Annotated in this window: 16 protein-coding genes and 2 pseudogenes; 10 read left to right on the top strand and 8 right to left on the bottom strand. The window is 52.3% G+C overall.

The features are described 5' to 3' along the window. Positions 1 to 223: 223 nt before the first annotated feature. Together tet(40) and tet(O) are read right to left on the bottom strand one after the other, a co-directional pair. Positions 224 to 1444 carry a tetracycline efflux MFS transporter Tet(40) gene (gene tet(40), locus FYJ45_RS23950; protein ID WP_055151979.1) on the bottom strand — a complete coding sequence of 407 codons (1221 nt, stop codon included), beginning with the start codon at positions 1442 to 1444 and terminating at the stop codon, positions 224 to 226. A gap of 69 nt (positions 1445 to 1513) precedes the next feature. Continuing rightward, positions 1514 to 3433: a tetracycline resistance ribosomal protection protein Tet(O) gene (tet(O), locus tag FYJ45_RS23955; RefSeq protein ID WP_000691758.1), complete on the bottom strand. Its 1920-nt coding sequence runs from the start codon at positions 3431 to 3433 to the stop codon at positions 1514 to 1516. A gap of 498 nt (positions 3434 to 3931) precedes the next feature. Between tet(O) and FYJ45_RS33425 the strand changes: the two genes are divergently transcribed. From FYJ45_RS33425 to FYJ45_RS33430, 10 genes and pseudogenes are all read left to right on the top strand, one after another. Further along, positions 3932 to 4138, top strand: a complete 207-nt coding sequence (locus FYJ45_RS33425) for a sigma-70 family RNA polymerase sigma factor (RefSeq protein ID WP_446489448.1) — start codon at positions 3932 to 3934, stop codon at positions 4136 to 4138. Beyond that, positions 4128 to 4331: a helix-turn-helix domain-containing protein gene (locus FYJ45_RS23965; RefSeq protein WP_002602095.1), complete on the top strand. Its 204-nt coding sequence runs from the start codon at positions 4128 to 4130 to the stop codon at positions 4329 to 4331. Before FYJ45_RS33425 ends, FYJ45_RS23965 begins: the two co-directional genes overlap by 11 nt. 533 nt (positions 4332 to 4864) lie before the next feature. Next, the gene (locus FYJ45_RS23970) at positions 4865 to 5263 is read left to right on the top strand and encodes a plasmid mobilization protein (protein ID WP_002602094.1); all 399 of its coding nucleotides are present in this window, start codon (positions 4865 to 4867) and stop codon (positions 5261 to 5263) included. Next, a complete protein-coding gene (locus tag FYJ45_RS23975) occupies positions 5235 to 6857 on the top strand; it encodes a relaxase/mobilization nuclease domain-containing protein (RefSeq protein ID WP_002602093.1) in 1623 nt (540 codons plus the stop codon). The genes FYJ45_RS23970 and FYJ45_RS23975 overlap by 29 nt, the downstream gene beginning before the upstream one ends. A 186-nt stretch (positions 6858 to 7043) precedes the next feature. After that, positions 7044 to 7235, top strand: a complete 192-nt coding sequence (locus FYJ45_RS23980) for a hypothetical protein (protein ID WP_006058351.1) — start codon at positions 7044 to 7046, stop codon at positions 7233 to 7235. After that, positions 7225 to 7983 (top strand): phage replisome organizer N-terminal domain-containing protein, encoded by a 759-nt coding sequence (locus tag FYJ45_RS23985; protein ID WP_002605636.1) that lies wholly within the window; start codon positions 7225 to 7227, stop codon positions 7981 to 7983. Before FYJ45_RS23980 ends, FYJ45_RS23985 begins: the two co-directional genes overlap by 11 nt. Then, positions 7980 to 8837: an ATP-binding protein gene (locus tag FYJ45_RS23990; protein WP_002605635.1), complete on the top strand. Its 858-nt coding sequence runs from the start codon at positions 7980 to 7982 to the stop codon at positions 8835 to 8837. The genes FYJ45_RS23985 and FYJ45_RS23990 overlap by 4 nt, the downstream gene beginning before the upstream one ends. Continuing rightward, complete coding sequence (locus FYJ45_RS23995; protein WP_002605634.1) at positions 8834 to 9016, top strand: transposon-encoded TnpW family protein; 183 nt, start codon at positions 8834 to 8836, stop codon at positions 9014 to 9016. Before FYJ45_RS23990 ends, FYJ45_RS23995 begins: the two co-directional genes overlap by 4 nt. A gap of 100 nt (positions 9017 to 9116) precedes the next feature. Then, positions 9117 to 10727: a recombinase family protein gene (locus FYJ45_RS24000; RefSeq protein WP_002605633.1), complete on the top strand. Its 1611-nt coding sequence runs from the start codon at positions 9117 to 9119 to the stop codon at positions 10725 to 10727. A gap of 21 nt (positions 10728 to 10748) precedes the next feature. After that, positions 10749 to 10823 (top strand): annotated as a pseudogene (locus FYJ45_RS33430) (Maff2 family mobile element protein); the annotation flags it as partial. On the opposite strand, the gene FYJ45_RS29825 reads toward FYJ45_RS33430, so the two are convergent. The 6 genes and pseudogenes from FYJ45_RS29825 to FYJ45_RS24030 form a co-directional block, all read right to left on the bottom strand. After that, on the bottom strand, positions 10812 to 11585 hold the full coding sequence (locus tag FYJ45_RS29825) for a hypothetical protein (RefSeq protein ID WP_195841958.1): 774 nt from the start codon (positions 11583 to 11585) through the stop codon (positions 10812 to 10814). The pseudogene FYJ45_RS33430 and the gene FYJ45_RS29825 overlap by 12 nt on opposite strands. Before the next feature lie 187 nt (positions 11586 to 11772). Next, entirely contained in the window at positions 11773 to 13863 is a 2091-nt protein-coding gene (locus FYJ45_RS24010) for a DNA topoisomerase 3 (protein ID WP_154467539.1), read from the bottom strand. Next, positions 13860 to 14621: a DUF4366 domain-containing protein gene (locus tag FYJ45_RS24015; protein ID WP_154467540.1), complete on the bottom strand. Its 762-nt coding sequence runs from the start codon at positions 14619 to 14621 to the stop codon at positions 13860 to 13862. The genes FYJ45_RS24010 and FYJ45_RS24015 overlap by 4 nt, the downstream gene beginning before the upstream one ends. Further along, positions 14608 to 14865 (bottom strand): DUF4315 family protein, encoded by a 258-nt coding sequence (locus FYJ45_RS24020; RefSeq protein ID WP_154467541.1) that lies wholly within the window; start codon positions 14863 to 14865, stop codon positions 14608 to 14610. Before FYJ45_RS24020 ends, FYJ45_RS24015 begins: the two co-directional genes overlap by 14 nt. A 23-nt stretch (positions 14866 to 14888) precedes the next feature. Continuing rightward, positions 14889 to 16844, bottom strand: coding sequence for a C40 family peptidase (locus FYJ45_RS24025; protein WP_154467542.1), 1956 nt, complete (start codon positions 16842 to 16844; stop codon positions 14889 to 14891). 19 nt (positions 16845 to 16863) lie between these two features. Further along, positions 16864 to 17091, bottom strand: a pseudogene (locus FYJ45_RS24030) (hypothetical protein); the annotation flags it as partial. Positions 17092 to 17215 lie beyond the last annotated feature (124 nt).

Raw genomic sequence — 17215 nt, forward strand, 5'->3', positions numbered from 1 at the left:
TGAAATTAGCTTGTCAAGATTGACTGCTTTTTCTATACCGCTATGTGCTTGATGACTTGTGATAATGCTCATGTACGGTAAAGTATCACAAGAAAATTATGTCGAATTGACAGCCGCCTCCGCTATACCGAATAAGGAAATAAAGAGTCCTCAAATTTTGCGCTACTAAATGAAGACGAGCGGAAGTAATCTCCCGCTCGTCAGTAAACTTAACTATGCCATATCAATCCCGCTTCTTTCCCGCCACCGGCACTAAGAACAGCGCGGGCAACAGCAGGAAAGCGGTACAGACCAGCCCCCAGGGTATGGACACCTGCTGGGCTACCAGCCCCACAATAGGCCCGCCGATGATCTGCCCGAAAGAGTCCAGCTGTCCGCTGGTGGAAAAGACTGTGGCGCGCATTTTCTCATCCACATGGTCGTTCATCCAGGCGGCCAGCACAGGCTCCTTGATGGTGCGCATAAGCCCCGCCAGCAGGAACACCAACAACATGAACCAAAAGCTCCGCCCCACCGCGAAGAGAACCAGGCACAGGATATACCCGGCGCTGGTGGACATGACCACACTGGTTCGGCTGACAGTCCCTTTTTTCTCCATGCGGGCGATGAGCAACTGAGAAGCCAGAATACCTAAGCCGCTGCCGATAAGACTGATAACACCGAACCAAGTGACGCTGTTCAGCGGCCCGATAACGGGTATTACCGTGTCATCCAGAAAATGAGCGGTGGAGAGCCGGTCAAAGCCTTCACTGGCAAGTCCCCCGCATAGTGTGATTGCTAAGAGCGCCAGCAACACAGGTGCGCCTTTCACAAAGCCCAGGTTGAGCTTGAACAGGCAGACAAAGTCTTTAAGCAAGCCCTGCCGTTCCTCAATAGCAGGGGAGAAGTTGGTTTCTGGCATGATGCGACCCAACACCAGCCCCAACAACAAGCACAAACTGCCCCCCAAGATGAGAGGCATTTGCAGGTTTATGTTTCCCAGCAGTGTGCCCAGCACCACGCCCAGAACGCCGCCGATTTGCCCCATTTGACTGCCCCGCAGGAACACCTTGTCTATGGGTTTGTCCTCTTCCTCCGAGGCAATCCACGCCTCCAGAGCGCCGGTGATGAAGGTATCACCGCAACCCCAGACAACCTGGGCCAGCAGAACCGGCGCGAACCACGGTAGCGCACCCTCCATCAGAAAGCCCAGGCCGTAGAGGAACATTCCAATCAGCACCGAGCGCCGACGGCTATACAAATCCGCCACCACACCGGTGGGTATCTCGAACAGAAAGCAGGAGGTCTCCTGAACCGTCCCTACCAGGACAAGCTGGAAAACATCCAGCTGCACCACCTCCAGGTGGTACACGATGGAAAGCACTGTGGACATAGAAACCGCCAGGGAACAGACAAATCGGAACAGCAGGTAGACAGAATATGCCTTTGAATTTTTAGCAAACATGAAGTTACATTTCATCATAATTAGTCTCTAATCCTTTCAAATCTCATTTTATATGACTTTTGCAAGCTGTTAAGCTAACTTGTGGAACATATGCCGAACCTTATCTATACGGCTATTCGGGCGGCGGGGTTGGCAAATAAATTTACCAATAGCTGGCTGGTATCCTTTTAACTCTGTCAAGCAGACTCCCTGCCCATTTGTGAAATAAGTTAAATCGTTCCTGTATTCTTGAATACATCTAGCAGGGATTTCTCCTTTCAGAATGACCTCGTCATTCTTTATCTGAGTACTTACAATATCTGCACAATACCTTGGAGCATCATGATACGCCCGTGAGAGATATTCCTGCGGTGCATAAATTTCAAAGTGGAGATATGGCTCTAATAGTTCTGTCCCTGCTTTTTTTAAAGCCTGCTCCAATACGATAGGGGAAAGCAGCCGAAAGTCTGCGGGGGTACTTACAGGACTATAATACAATCCATATTCAAAACAGATTTTACAGTCTGTCACTTTCCATCCATACAGCCCCTGCTCGCAGCCATAAAGAACCCCCTCCATAACCGCATTTTGGAACGATTGATTTAAATATCCAAGTGAAACTCTGCTTTCATACTGCACTCCGCTTCCAATAGGGAGCGGCTCTATGGACAACCCGACAGAAGCCCAGAAAGGATTTGGCGGGACTTCTATGTGGATGGTATATTCTGCTTTTCTAAGCGGTCTTTCCATATATATAACAGTAGGCTCTTTTATTTCTGCCTCCACATGATATTTTTCCTCAAGGATGGCACAAATGACTTCCATCTGCACATTCCCCAAAAAAGAAAGTATAATCTCATGCGTTGTAGTATCCACATAATATTTTAAAAGAGGGTCGCCATCTGAAATTTCTGTAAGTGCCCCAAGCAATATTTCCCGCTGTTCAGATTTCTTTACTGCAATCGTTGTTTGGAGCATAGGGAGAGGATTTTCAATAAATTTTCTCTGCGGCAACAGTATTTCGTTCCCCAAAATACTGTTTAGCTGCAAAACATCATTTGGTAAAATTACAATATCACCAGAGCAGGCTGTATCGGATGAATATAATTCACCGTTTGTCGGAACACACATCTCTGTGATTTTTATTTTCTCTTTTTCAGATATTCTAATAACATCCCTCAAATGCAATGTTCCGCTATATATACGCACATAAACAAAACGCCGCCTTTTCTCTGAATATTCAATCTTAAAAACCTGCCCGCATAGTTCAGATTGACCTTCAGGCGTTGATGAATAAAATTTACTGGCAATTACTTCTATAAGCTGCCGAATCCCCAGATTGTTTTTAGCGCTTCCGTGATAAACGGGAAATAACGTTCCGTTTTGGAATCTCCTGTTTTCTTCCTGTTCCAGTTCTGACATTTTAAACGGTTTCCCTGACATATATTTCTCTAATAGTTCATCGTTTCCCATAATTACCGCATCCCACTGTTCCATATCGTCATTGTCCGTTACATTTATATGGGGATGCTGCCCAACCTTTTGCTTCACTATAATTTCCGAAGAAAGCTTTGCTTTCATTTCCCGATATACCATTGGCAAATCAATCCCCTCTTGGTCAATTTTATTGATGAAAAAAATTGTCGGAATCTTCATTATCTGTAGTGCATGAAACAGTATACGGGTCTGTGCCTGTATGCCATCCTTTGCAGAAACTAATAATACTGCTCCGTCTAATACGGATAAAGAACGGTATACTTCCGCCAAAAAATCCATATGGCCTGGCGTATCTATAATGTTGACTTTTACATCCTCCCACTGAAAAGATGTCACTGCTGTCTGGATAGTGATTCCCCTTTGACGCTCCAAATTCATTGTATCTGTCCTTGTTGTGCCTTCATCTACGCTCCCTAGTTCTGCAATTGCACCACTGGTATACAATAAACTTTCCGTTAATGTTGTCTTTCCTGCGTCAACGTGAGCCAGAATGCCTAAGTTAATTATTTTCATGTGATTTTCCTCCTATCAACACCCAAAAAAGGGCATAAAAATACCCAGTGATAAATACTCCTATCACTGGGTAAATAACTCCAATAGCCCCAAAACACTTATATGTTTTCGGGCATATAAAATTACATGATAAAAGTATTCTTAAACTGGGTACAAAAAACTAAGCCCCATATTAAAAGTGAAACGGGACTGCTACTTTTTGTTCCCACTATCAAATTGACAGTTTATTTAAGAATACCTTGCCGCATATTTATTAACTCCTTGTATAATACTGAATCTAATTATATTCCTTAACCCTTTATTTGTCAAGCTGACAAACTAAATATCCGAAATGCAACGATCAACGCAGCGAGGACACGGAGCAGGAAGCACAAAAGAGAAATATCCCTTGAATACCTCACAGACGAAAAGCACTACCCTTTAGGCACGACAGATGAATATTTCCAAGCCCCGGAGCCGGACGAGGAATACATACTTACCCTTTGCGGCGATACGGTCATTTTCAGCAGCGGTTTACTTGCGGAAGCCCTGTCACGGCTGGACGAACGGGAGCGGGAAATGATTTACCTGTCCTTTTTCAAGCGTATTCCACAGCACGAAATTGGCAGACAGTACGGGCGCAGCCGCAGCACAGCGGGCTACCATATCCGAAAAGCCCTACGGCAGCTCCAAGCGGAAATGGAGGGAATGGCATATGAGAAATAATAGGCTTCTCCCCTATGAAACAATCGTCCAAGCCGCCAGCGGGGAGCCGGAAGCGGTGGGAACTGTATTGCAGTATTACCGCCGCCGCATACAATGTGCCGCCCGTGTGAATGGACGGGTAGACCAAGATACAGAGGACTACATCACCCAGACGCTTCTCACAGCTATTTTCAAGTTCCGCTTTGGGAGATAGCCCTACCGCCTACAACTGAATAACCGCCGCTTCGCCGGCAACCAGAAAGCAGTAAATCTATTCAACAGATTTGCTGCTTTTTTTCGTTCCTGTTTGGCATTTTTGAAAATCCCCAGTATGAAAAAACAAAAGGGAAAATAGCCGCCGCAGTTGGCAAAATCCCTTACTTATCCGTAGAGGGTATCAAAGAAAAAAATACTGCCATTGTCCGCCTATTCCGGCTTGCGTGGTGTTGTAGGGAATAGAGGGGAAATTCTAAAAATCTCCGTCCATTTTGCTTTGCGTGGTGTTGTAGGTAGTGAAAGGAAAATTTTCAAGATAAGCCGGAATAGCGGGTAGCAAAGCCCTTTTGAAACGTTTTGTTAGCGGAAAGGACGGGAGCCGGGGAACGCCGGAGTTTTTCAGAGCAAGATTCTACCGAGGTGCCAAAATTCGCTCTCCGCTTATTTTTGCCCCTGCGGGAATCTTGTTGGGGAGTGCCTTCCCCAAACCCTGCTATGCGCCCTGTCGGGCGAGAAAGGAGGTCACAGACCATGCGAAAGAAATACAATACGCCCCACCGCCGTCATGTGGTAAAGACCCGCATGACCGATGAAGAATACGCCGACTTCACCGGGCGGCTGGCGGCTTATGAAATCAGCCAGTCCGAGTTTATCCGGCAAGCCATACGGAAAGCGACCATACGCCCCATTGTCACCGTTTCCCCGGTCAATGACGGGCTGCTTGCCGCCCTCTCCAAGCTCACGGCAGAGTACGGGAAAATCGGCGGCAACTTAAACCAGATTGCCCGGAGCCTGAACGAATACGGAAGCCCCTACCGGGGGCTGGAAAAGGAAGTGCGGGGAGCCGCCGCCGACCTTGCCGCCTTGAAGTTTGAAGTCTTGCAGAAAGTAGGTGAAGCCGTTGGCGATACTCAAACATATCAGCTCTAAAAATGCCAACTACGGGGACGCTGAAAAATACCTCACATTCGAGCATGACGAGTTTACCATGAAGCCCACCCTTGACGCAGACGGGCGGCTCATACCGAGGGTAGACTACCGCATATCCTCTCTGAATTGTGGCGGGGAGGATTTTGCCGTTGCCTGTATGCGCTCCAATCTCCGCTACGGCAAGAACCAGAAACGGGAGGACGTAAAGAGCCACCACTACATCATCAGCTTTGACCCACGGGACGGCCCGGACAACGGCTTGACCGTTGATCGGGCGCAGGAGCTGGGCGAGAAGTTCTGCGCCGAGCATTTCCCCGGACACCAGGCCCTTGTCTGCACCCACCCGGACGGACACAGCCACACCGAAAATATCCATGTGCATATCGTCATTAACAGTCTGCGGATTGCGGAGGTTCCCATGCTGCCCCACATGGACAGGCCAGCGGACAGGAAAGCAGGCTGCAAGCACCGCTGTACGGACGCAGCTATGAACTATCTGAAAGCCGAAGTCATGGAGATGTGCCACAGCGAGGGGCTTTACCAGATAGACCTTTTGAACGGCAGCAAAGAACGCATTACCGAGCGTGAGTATTGGGCGCAGAAGAAAGGACAGGCTGCCCTTGACAGAGCCAACGCCCCTATTGCTGCGGACGGTATCGCGCCCCGGCAGACCAAGTTTGAAACGGATAAGGCGAAGCTGCGCCGGACTATCCGGGAAGCCCTTGCCGCTGCTTCCGGCTTTGATGAGTTTGCCGCCCTGCTTCTCCGGCATGGTGTGACCGTCAAGGAGAGCCGGGGGCGGCTAAGTTACCTCACGCCGGACAGGACGAAGCCAATTACCGCCCGGAAGCTGGGGGACGATTTTGACCGGGCTGCTGTCCTCTCCGTTTTGGAGCAGAACGCCGCCAGAGCCGCCGAAAAACCCGCAGCCATAGCGGAATACCCCGGCAGTATCAAAGACCGCTTACGGACGAAAAAAGAAGCGAAAAACGCCCCGAACAATGACGCTGTACAGCGCATGGTAGACATAGCCGCCAAGCGAGCCGAGGGGAAAGGACGGGGCTATGAGAAGTGGGCGACCATGCACAACCTCAAACAGATGTCGGCTACCCTCATGCTCTACCAGCAGTATGGCTTTTCTTCCCCGGACGAGCTGGACGCTGCCATTTCCGCAGCCAACACCGCCACGCAGGAGAGCCTTGCCGGACTGAAAGGGCTGGAAGCCGCTATCCGGGAGAAAAAGGAATTGCAGCGCAACCTTTTGGGCTATATCGGCACGAAGCCCGCCCGTGACGGTCTGAAAGCGCAGAAATCGGAGAAAGCCCGGAGAGCCTACCGGGAACAGCACGAAAGCGATTTTATCATAGCGGACACAGCCGCCCGTTATTTCCGGGAGCATGGAATAACCAAGCTGCCAGCCAGCAAAGCCCTGCAAAGGGAGATTGAGCAGCTTACCGTCCAGAAGAACGCCGGATATAACGACTACCGGGAGAAACGCCAGCGGGCGCAGGAGCTTCAGACAGTCAGACGCAATATCGACCAGATTTTAAGGGGCGCACCGAGCCAGCAGAAAAAGCGTGAACAGGAGCGTTAAAGACCGCCCCGAAATGATACCGAAACCCTACAAAAATACAGGTATGATATGAACCCTTACCGCAATACTCCCCGACTTCCAAACGGGGCTTACAGGGCAGAAAAAGCCCGAAAATGATACCGAGAACATACAGAAAATGCCCCCTATCCCGCTACACCGATAGGAACGGCAGAAAGGAGCTTACCATTGCCGAGAATGAGCAAGAAGCGGCGGCTGGAATGGTCTTTCTTCCTCAACCACCGCAACCGTATCACTTACAACGACCTATGCCGGGGCTGCACCCGTGACTGCAAACAGAGCTTCCGGGCGGTTATCATACTATGCCCTCGCTATTATTCCAAACGCTGGAAAAAGGAGGACGCAGCCTATGGCAGATAACCGCAAATATTACTACCTCAAGCTGAAAGAGAGCTATTTTGACGATGATGCAATCGTTCTGCTGGAAAGTATGCAGGACGGCGTTATCTATTCCAACATTCTCTTGAAGCTGTACTTGAAATCGCTGAAAAACGGCGGGAAATTGCAGCTTGACGAGAATATCCCCTACACCGCCCAGATGATTGCGACCATTACCCGCCAGCAGGTAGGTACCGTAGAGAGAGCTTTGAAAATCTTTATGAAGCTGGGGCTTGTGGAGCCTTTGCCAAGCGGCGCACTCTACATGAGCAACATTGAGCTTTTAATCGGCCAGTCCTCTACCGAGGGGGAGCGCAAGCGCAGGGCGCGGCTGGCTTTGCAGGAACAAAAAGCCCTGCCGCAGACAGGGGCGGACAAATGTCCACCATATCGAGCGGACATTTGTCCACCAGAGATAGAGATAGAGAAAGAGATAGATATAGAAATAGAAAAAGAGAGAGAGTTAGAAACGGGACACCCCGCCCCCGCCGCCTATGGCAGATACCACAATGTCATTCTTTCCGATACGGAGCTTGACGGGCTGAAAACAGAGCTTCCCGGCAAGTGGGAGTATTACATTGACCGCCTATCCTGCCATATCGCTTCCAGCGGGAGGAAATACAAGAGCCATGCAGCCACGATTTTCAAGTGGGCGCAGGAGGACGCAGCCAAGAAAGCCCCGAAAAAGGGCATACCCGATTATACCTGTAAGGAGGGCGAGAGCTTATGACGAATGGATTTGATGAAATGATTTTGAATATGACCGACACCACGCCGGAGCCGGAGGACTACACCGGCGAGGACGGGCTTTTATACTGCGGGAAGTGCCACAAGCCCAAAGAGGGCTATTTCCCCAAAGAAACCGCCGCATGGCTGGGGCGTGACCGCCACCCGGCAGAATGTGACTGCCAGCGGGCAGAGCGTGAGGAACGGGAAGCCGCAGAGAAACAGCGCAGTCACCTTGAAACTGTCGAGCGGTTGAAGCGGCGGGGCTTTACAGACCCGGCTATGCAGGGCTGGACGTTTGAGAACGACAACGGCAAGTGCCCGCAAATGGAACACGCCCATTTCTATGTGGAGAACTGGGAAACCATGAAAGAGCGCAACATTGGCTATCTGCTATGGGGCGGCGTTGGCACAGGCAAGAGCTATTTTGCGGGCTGTATCGCAAATGCCCTTATGGAGCGTGAAATCCCCGTGTGCATGACAAACTTTGCATTGATATTGGGTGACCTTGCCGCCAGCTTTGAGGGCAGGAATGAATATATCTCCCGACTTTGCAGCTTCCCGCTGCTTATCCTTGACGATTTTGGAATGGAACGGGGAACGGAATACGGCTTAGAGCAGGTCTACAACGTGATTGACAGCCGTTACCGCAGCGGCAGGCCGCTGATCGTCACGACTAATCTCACGCTGGAGGACTTGCAGCACCCGGAGGACACCGCCCACGCCCGCATTTATGACCGTCTGATTGAAATGTGTTCTCCTGTCCGCTTTACCGGGAGCAACTTCCGAAAAGCCACGGCGCAGGAGAAAATGGGACAACTGAAAAAGCTGATGAACAGAAAGGAGAGCCGCCTATGACCAACACCCCAAAGAATGACCGCAGCACCCGCCGCCCGGATTGCGTGACGGAAATCCGCATAGGTAATTCTGTCCTTGTCGTTTCCGGCTATTTCAAGCAGGACACCACCGCCACCGCCGCCGATAAAATGCTGAAAGTGCTGGAAGCGGAAGCTGCTACACAAAAATCGGCAATTTGACGGGACGTAAAGAAGCAGAAAGGACTGTACAGCCAGCCCCGGCGTGTGGTATGATAGTCATACGGAATAGTGGGGCTGGCTGTCGGAAATGGAGGACACTATGTTAAGACAGACCACCCGAAACCTTATTACCGCCCTTTATCCGAGATTATCCCACGAGGACGAGCTGCAAGGTGAGAGCAATTCTATTTCAAACCAGAAGCGTATTCTTGAAACCTATGCGAAGCAGAACGGCTTTTCCAATCTGCAATGGTACACAGATGACGGTTATTCTGGGGCGAACTTCCAAAGACCCGGTTTTCAAGCCATGCTTGCGGACATTGAAGCCGGAAAAGTCGGCACCGTTATCGTCAAGGATATGTCACGGTTAGGGCGAAACTATCTGCAAGTGGGAATGTATACGGAAATGATTTTCCCACAGAAAGGCGTCCGCTTTATCGCTATCAATGACGGAGTGGACAGCGCACAGGGCGACAATGATTTTGCCCCTCTGCGGAACATTTTTAACGAATGGCTGGTGAGAGATACGAGCAAGAAAATCAAAGCAGTAAAACGGTCTAAGGGTATGAGCGGGAAGCCCGTCACGAGCAAACCCGTATACGGCTACTTTATGGACGAGGACGAAAATTTTATCATTGACGGGGAAGCCGCCCCTGTTGTGCGGCAGATTTACAGCTTGTGCCTTGCCGGGAACGGGCCGACCAAGATAGCCCGTATGCTCACAGAGCAGGAGATCCCCACGCCGGGAACGCTGGAATACCGTCGGACGGGAAGCACCCGCCGCTACCACCCCGGCTATGAGTGCAAGTGGGCGACCAATACCGTGGTACATATCCTTGAAAACAGGGAGTACACGGGCTGTCTGGTAAACTTCAAGACGGAGAAGCCGTCCTACAAGACCAAGCACAGCGTAGAGAACCCCATTGAGAAACAGGCGATTTTCGAGAACCACCATGAGCCTATCATTGACACCCAGATGTGGGAGCGTGTGCAGGAGTTACGCAAGCAGCGCAAACGCCCGAACCGCTATGATGAAGTGGGCTTATTCTCCGGCATACTCTTTTGTGCCGACTGCGGCAGCGTCCTTTACCAGCAGCGTTACCAGAACGCCACCCGCAAGCAGGATTGTTATATCTGCGGGAGCTACAAGAAGCGTACCCGTGACTGTACGGCGCACTTTATCCGCACCGACCTGTTGACCGCCGGAGTGACCGACAATCTGCGGAAAGTCACCAGCTATGCAGCGAAGCACGAAGCCCGGTTTATGAAGCTGCTGATCGAGCAGAACGAGGACGGGGGCAAGCGCAGGAACGCCGCAAGGAAAAAGGAGCTGGAAGCCGCCGAGAAGCGTATCAGCGAGTTATCCGCTATCTTCAAGCGGCTGTATGAGGACAGCGTGACCGGGCGCATTTCAGACGAGCGTTTCACGGAGCTGTCGGCAGACTATGAAGCCGAGCAGAAAGAACTGAAAGAGAGAGCCGCCGCTATCCGGGCAGAGCTTTCCAAAGCGCAGGAAGCCACGGTAAACGCAGAAAAGTTTATGAATGTTGTCCGCAAGTACACCAGCTTTGAAGAACTTACCCCTACCCTTTTGCGTGAGTTTGTGGAGAAAATCGTTGTGCATGAGTGCAGCTATGACGAGAACGGCACACGCAGACAGGACATTGATATTTATTACTCTTTCGTTGGCAAGGTAGACCTGCCCGAATGACCGCCCGACCTATCCGGCGCAATGCGCAAACGCCGGATAGGAACGGCAAAATTTTTTACACTTCTACTACTTCTTTATCACACATCAGCAAATAGCGCGGACTTCTCTCTCGTGTTCAAATGCTTTTCGTTTATACCAGAACGAACCATTTACGGAAGAAAATCTTTTGGAAAAATCAATATATTTGACTTTCCCAATTTCTATTGTGGGGTCTTTGTCAAGAGCCTCATACAACTGTTGGTATGTAGTTTGAATTGCAAGTGCATTGTTCACATTTGTTGAGTACAATTTCCACATTGCTTCTGATTCAGATTCGTTACAATGCCAACAACTTATAAATGTATGTTTTCTTCGGGCATTTCCACTGGCGTTCAACTCGGACAACAAACGTGTTGTATTTTCCTCAATGTATTCGTCTGTTAAGTCTTCTGGTTTCATGCCGGGCGCGGTTTGAATTGCATCTCTAAAAAAATCAAGATAAAATGCGTCCCATTTTTCTTTCCGTTCCAATGTGCCTTTTGCACCCTCAAATATATCTTCAAATGATTCCGCAGATGCAAAATATAGTGACTTTTTACCAATCATTGAAAGGAACTTGCTTAAATCCATGTAACGCCAAAGTTTAGATTCTGGCGAAACTTTTTCATATTCTAGTTTCGTCCAATGATAACGAATTACGGTTTCTGATAGCAAATATGCGCAATCATCACAAAGAACAACAGGATTTCTTTCTGTATCATATCCCAAATGCGCACACATACCATTTTGAAATTTTCTGCTACAATTCGTACAGGCATCTCTATGCTCGTTGTAAAACATATCTAATTCACGGGTGTGCCTATGTGTCATTTCCTGCATAACTTCCCCCTCTTTCTTACATTTTGTTTTATTATATCATTACGAAAAATTGAAATAAATACAATAATTATAAATTGCAAGAGTGTAGGGGTTGGGGCTTCCCCAACGAGAAAATCCCCGGCCCGGCAGGTGCGCCGGGTCAGGGATTTTGCCGGGAGTGTGGCTACACTCCCTATGCTTGCTGTTTTTAGTTTTTGCCCCTCTGTTCCACGCGGTAGTTCACATACTTGCCGCCGGTATCGGCCAAAAGCACCGTCCCGTCATAGGTTTTGCCGGTTTTCATGGAGCGCAGGCCCTTTACCTTTGCTTTTCCGTCTTTGAGCAGCGCGGCGGCGATCTTCGGGGTGAACGCCTTGCCCCGTTCCTCAAAAAATCGGTCATTCTTCCACATGACAAACTGGCAGGCCCGGTTTCCGCAGTAGTAGTTCTTTTTGCCCTCGTAGACGCTTTCCCCGCAGCGCGGACATTTGCCGATAACCACACGCTCGGTTTGAAACAACTTCTGCGCGTCCTCGCTAATCTGCGAATATCGGGAAATCAGGCTCCTTGTCATTTCTGCAATGCCAGCCATGAAGCCCTCCAGGTCGGCCTGCCCCTTGGCAATGGCCGTCAGCTCCGTTTCCCACTGTGCCGTAAGCTGGGGAGAGGTCAGCGCCTCCGGCAGCACGCAGGCAAGGTTGTGGCCGTCCTTGGTGGGAAGTAGCTGTTTGCCCCTGCGCTCCACAAAGCCCATCTGCACCAGTTTTTCTAAGATGGAGGCGCGGGTGGCCGGGGTTCCCAATCCCTGCCTCTCGGCGTCCTCCGGCAGATCGTCCGCACCGGCGCGCTCCATAGCGGAAAGCAGAGTATCTTCGGTGTAGGATTTTGGCGGTGCTGTGAAATGCTCGGTGACGGCGGCAGTTACCTTGTCAAAGGTTTGGCCCTCGGTGATCTCCGGCAGTTCACGCGCAGGCTCCGGGGCGGTGTCGTCGGCGTCTGTTTTGAACGACGCCTTAAAGCGGCGGTCAAGCTCTTTCCAGCCGGGAGTGAGAATGGTCTTTCCTTTGGCGGTAAAGGTGTTCCCGGCACAGGTGAATGTAGCGGTGACAGCTTCATATACATGGGGCGCAGCCACGGCGCACAGCAGCTTGCAGCACACAAGGGACAGCAGTTTCTTTTCCCCCTCGGCCAGCCCATCAAAGCCTTTCTGCACAAATTCCATCGTCGGGACAATGGCGTGGTGGTCGCTTACCTTTTTGCTGTTCAGCACCCGGCCAAACTGCGAGGACAGGTCAAGCCCCTTTGCAAAGGGAAGCAGCGGCCACAGGCCGGACACAAGGCTTTCCGCCGTTGGCAGCATATCATCGGTCAAATACTGGCTGTCGGTGCGGGGATAGGTCAGCAGCTTCTTTTCATAGAGCTGCTGTGCATAGTCAAGGGTCTGCTTGGCGGTAAATCCAAACAGGCGGTTTGCCTCCCGCTGCAAGGTGGTGAGGTCATAGAGGCGGGGCGGCTGCTCCGTCCTTTTCTCCCGTATTACCGATACACAAACGGCCTGCGCCGTTTCACAGGCAGCTTTCAGCGCCTTGGCGTCGTCTGCGTTTCCCATGCGTTCACTGGCCGCCTCCATGCCGCCCGCCGCGATCTGGACGATGTGATATTTCTCTTTCTGGAAGCTGCTGATCTTGGCCTCCCGGTCAACCAGCATTTTCAGGGTCGGCGTCTGGACACGGCCCACGGTCAGGGTCTTGTGGTAGAGGATGGAGAACAGCCGGGTGGCGTTGATCCCCACCAGCCAATCCGCCTGCGCCCGGCAAAGGGCCGACTGATACAGGTTATCATAATCGGCTCCCGGTTTCAGATGGGCGAAGCCGTCCCTGATAGCCGCGTCCTCCATGCTGGAAATCCAAAGGCGCTGAAACGGTTTCTTGCAGCCTGCCATCTGGTAGACGAAACGGAAAATCAATTCCCCCTCGCGTCCGGCGTCGGTGGCGCACACAAGGCCGGTGACATCGGGGCGCTCCATCAAAGAACGCAGGGTGTCAAACTGCTTTTTCTTAGCGTCGGGAATGATGTACTGCCACTCCTGCGGCACAATCGGCAGGTCGTCATAGCGCCATTTTTTGAAACGCTCGTCATAAGTCCCGGCATCGGCAAGGGAAACAAGGTGGCCGATACACCAGCTCACCAGATAGCCGTTCCCCTCCATGTAGCCGTCCTGTTTCTTGTCCGCGCCGATCACGCCCGCAATGCTGCGGGCGACGCTTGGTTTCTCTGCAATTACTAACTGATAGCTCATACCTCGTCCTCCTTATTTCCATCTTCACTTATCATATCCTCGTCCGGCTCCGGGGCTTCGTCCTCGTCATCCTCGTCCTCGCCAAAGTCATACTCGGCCAGATCATCATTGCCTGTGGTGTCGGCTTTTTCCTTTTTGAATTTCAGGAAGTAGAGGGCTGTGCCGCCGCCCAGCAGCACCACCACAAAGAACACCACAAGGCCGCCCATGCCGCTTGGCTTTTCCTCCTGCGGCTTTTCTTCCTCCGGCTGGGGCTTCGGCTCCGGCCCGTTGCAGGCGGTCAGGTTGTTTTTACAGACCGGGCAGGCCGTATTGACGGCCCCGGCTTGACATTTAGCCGTACAGGTGCAGACCTCCGGCTCTTTTTTCCCGTCCTCCAACAAGGCTTGCAGGTCGGCGTCGTCCACTTGGTTGAGGAAATGCACCGCCGTTTCCTTGTCCTCGTTGGCCCGGTCGATCAGGATGTAAAAATAATTCCCGGCCTTGGTGGTGACGGTGATAAGCTGCTTATCCCCGAAAAAATCATCCACCAGCGCGGCGTTGCCCTGCGGGGTAACAGGTACGCCCTCCGGCTCCATGCCGCCGGTGGTAGGTTCTTCGGTTTCCTCCGGCACCTCTGCGGGGGCCTCGGTGGTTTCCGGCAGCGGCACAGGGTCAGGGGCAGCGCCCCCGGCGTAGGCGGTAACGGTCGTGGTCGCCATGCAGAGCGCAGCAGCCAAAGCCAGCGTCAAGGTGCGGAACAGTTTAGATTTCTTCATGGGCGTTGTCCTCCTGTTCAAAGTCCGGGATCAGGGCCGGGGCCGCCTGCAACGCGCCGCCGCGTACAAAGGCGGCGAACTCCTGCGGGGTCATGTTGAGGCCGCGCACAAGCTGAACGATCTGCAAGTTTTCCTGTTCGGTCTTGGCTGCTTCCAGCTCCCGAAGCTGCTTTTGCAGCTCCGCGATCTTGCCCTTGGTTTTCTCAATATCCTTTTCAATGCGCTCCAATTTGTTCATTGCCATAGTGATTTACTCCTTTCTGGCGTTTAAGGCAAACGCCCGTAACAATAAAAATGCTGCTGCCAGTAGCTTGAATTGAGGTTCGTGTAGGAAATGGGGTCGCCGCAGTGCAGCATGACCGAATTTCCCACATACAGCCCCACATGGGACATCCCGGCAGTATCATAAGTGCCAACGAAAAATACAAGGTCGCCGGGCTTGGCCTGCTCCGGGGAAACAGGGGTGCAGATGTTGTAAAGCCCCTGCGCCGTCTGGCGTCCTACATTCCAGCCGGAATGATTGATGACCCAGCTAATGAAGCCGGAACAATCAAAGCTGGTGCTTGGGGAGCTGCCGCCCCACACATAGGGATAGCCCACATACTTTTCCGCCTCGGCGATCATAGCGGCAAAGGCTTCGTCCTTTAGCGCCTCCGGGGGGATTTCATAGTAGGTCGGCTCTTTCGGGGTGGAGGCGTGGGGATAGCTGCCGTTGGGGAACAGGTCTGGCCGGTTGCCCAAAGTCTGCATATAGGCAGCATAAAAGCCCATCTGTTCCTCGGTGAGAATGTAGATGGGCAGGTGGGACAGGTCAAAGTTTTCCAGCTTCACATTGCAGATGTAGTAAGTGTAGGGGACTTCCACGGTGTAGGTGTTTCCCTCACTGTCTGTCCTCGTTTCGGTGCGGTAGCGGGTTTCCGTTTCGATGGTTTGGGTCAGGATGTATTGCTTTTCAAAGAGCATGGCAAGGTCGCCCTGTACCTCCCCCAAAGTGAACACGCCGTTATGCAGCGCGGAGAGGATGGAGGTCAGCACATAGGGGTCATGCTTGATCTCGTCCAGATCGAAACGGTATTCGTCATAGCCGGGGTGCAGGCTTTCGTAGTTGTCAAGTTCGTGCTGCAAGTCTGCTTCCAGCGCGGCATAGGCGTCTTCGGCTCCCAGCATATCGCTGTCCTCGGAGAGATAGGAGGTGGCGGCAAGGCCCGTCCCGGTGCTGCCAAACATGGCAGTGCAGGATTGCAGGCCGCCCATCACCAACAGGAGCATGAGGCCCACGCCGCCAACGATCAGCGCCCCTTTCCAGTGCCGGGCGGCAAAGGACGCGGCCTGTCTGCTTTTCTCTGCGGCTTTCTTGGCTGCGGCAGCCGTGGTCTTGGCGGTGCTTGCGGCCCCCTGTGCGGTCTGGCCCGCCGCCCTTGCTGCCTTGGCATATTCCCGCTTGATGTGCTGTTTCTGCCAAAAGCGGGAAACAGGGTTCTTGGCCGCCTGCGCCAGCTCCGGGTTATCCCGCAGGGATTTTTGATACACAAACTCGGCGTTGGCGGCGATGGACTTTCGCTCGGCCTTGGCTGCGGCCCGGTAGGGTTTGAGCTTGTGGCGGTGAACGCCGCTGCGGATCATGCGGCCCGCCTGCCGTTCCGCCAGTTCCTCCCCCTTGTGGCCGCCCTCCACGCCCACATTTTCGTGTTCTACCTCATGGATTTTTCCGTGGAGGTAAAGCCCGGCTTCCTGTATGGGGCGGCTGGCCGGGTTTGGTTTGAGCTGGGGAGGGGCTTTCTCCACCTTGTCAAAATACAGCCTGCTTTTGGCCTTGCCCTTGGCCTCGTCATAAACGGTTTCCTTGGTGACGACACGCTTTTTCGGCAAGGCTTCTTTGGCCGCTTCCAGCTGATCCGCCCGTTTTTCCGCCTTTTTGATATACGGGGCCAGCTCCGGGGAGGCCCGTTCCTCGGCGGTAAACTGCAACCGGGAAACGGGGCCGGTGGCCTGCGCTGCGGCTTCCCCGGTGTCCTTGGCCGTTTTCTTTGCCTTGTGGCGGTCGTGCAGTTCGTCCGCCCGTTCCAGTATTTTTTCCGCCGCGCCCTCCGGCTGGGTAGTGTATTCCTGCTCGGCCTCCCGGCTGGACACATTGACGCTTTCGCCGGTGGTCTGGTTATCCAGCGTCAGGCCGTCGCGGGTCATGTGCTGCGTTACCTTGTCGCGGGGTTTTAAGGGTTCCATGACTTCACCTCCTTGTGCCTCATACCGTCGCCCCCTCGCCTAACCGGGTCGTCATGATCTGATAGAGCTGGGTGTTTTTCGGGATGGGGTTCTTAAAGGGCAGGATCACATTTTCGTAAATGAGAAGCCCCTCGCCGGGTTCGGAATTGTCCACATACCGTAATTGCTGGGGCGAAATGTTCAGCCGTTCCGCAAGGATTTTCCGGTCGCCGCTGGCCTGATTGAGCAGGCAGATAAAGTCGCTGTTTTATAGTGATAGGTAAGCCCCTGATATCATCTCAGGCTTTTCCCCCACTTCACACCGTGCATGCGACTTTCACCGCACACGGCGTTCCATCGGTTAGTAGATTTCGTTGTCTAAACAATCAAAC

This window comes from Eisenbergiella porci, from assembly GCF_009696275.1.
Classification (GTDB): Bacteria; Bacillota; Clostridia; order Lachnospirales; family Lachnospiraceae; genus Eisenbergiella; species Eisenbergiella porci.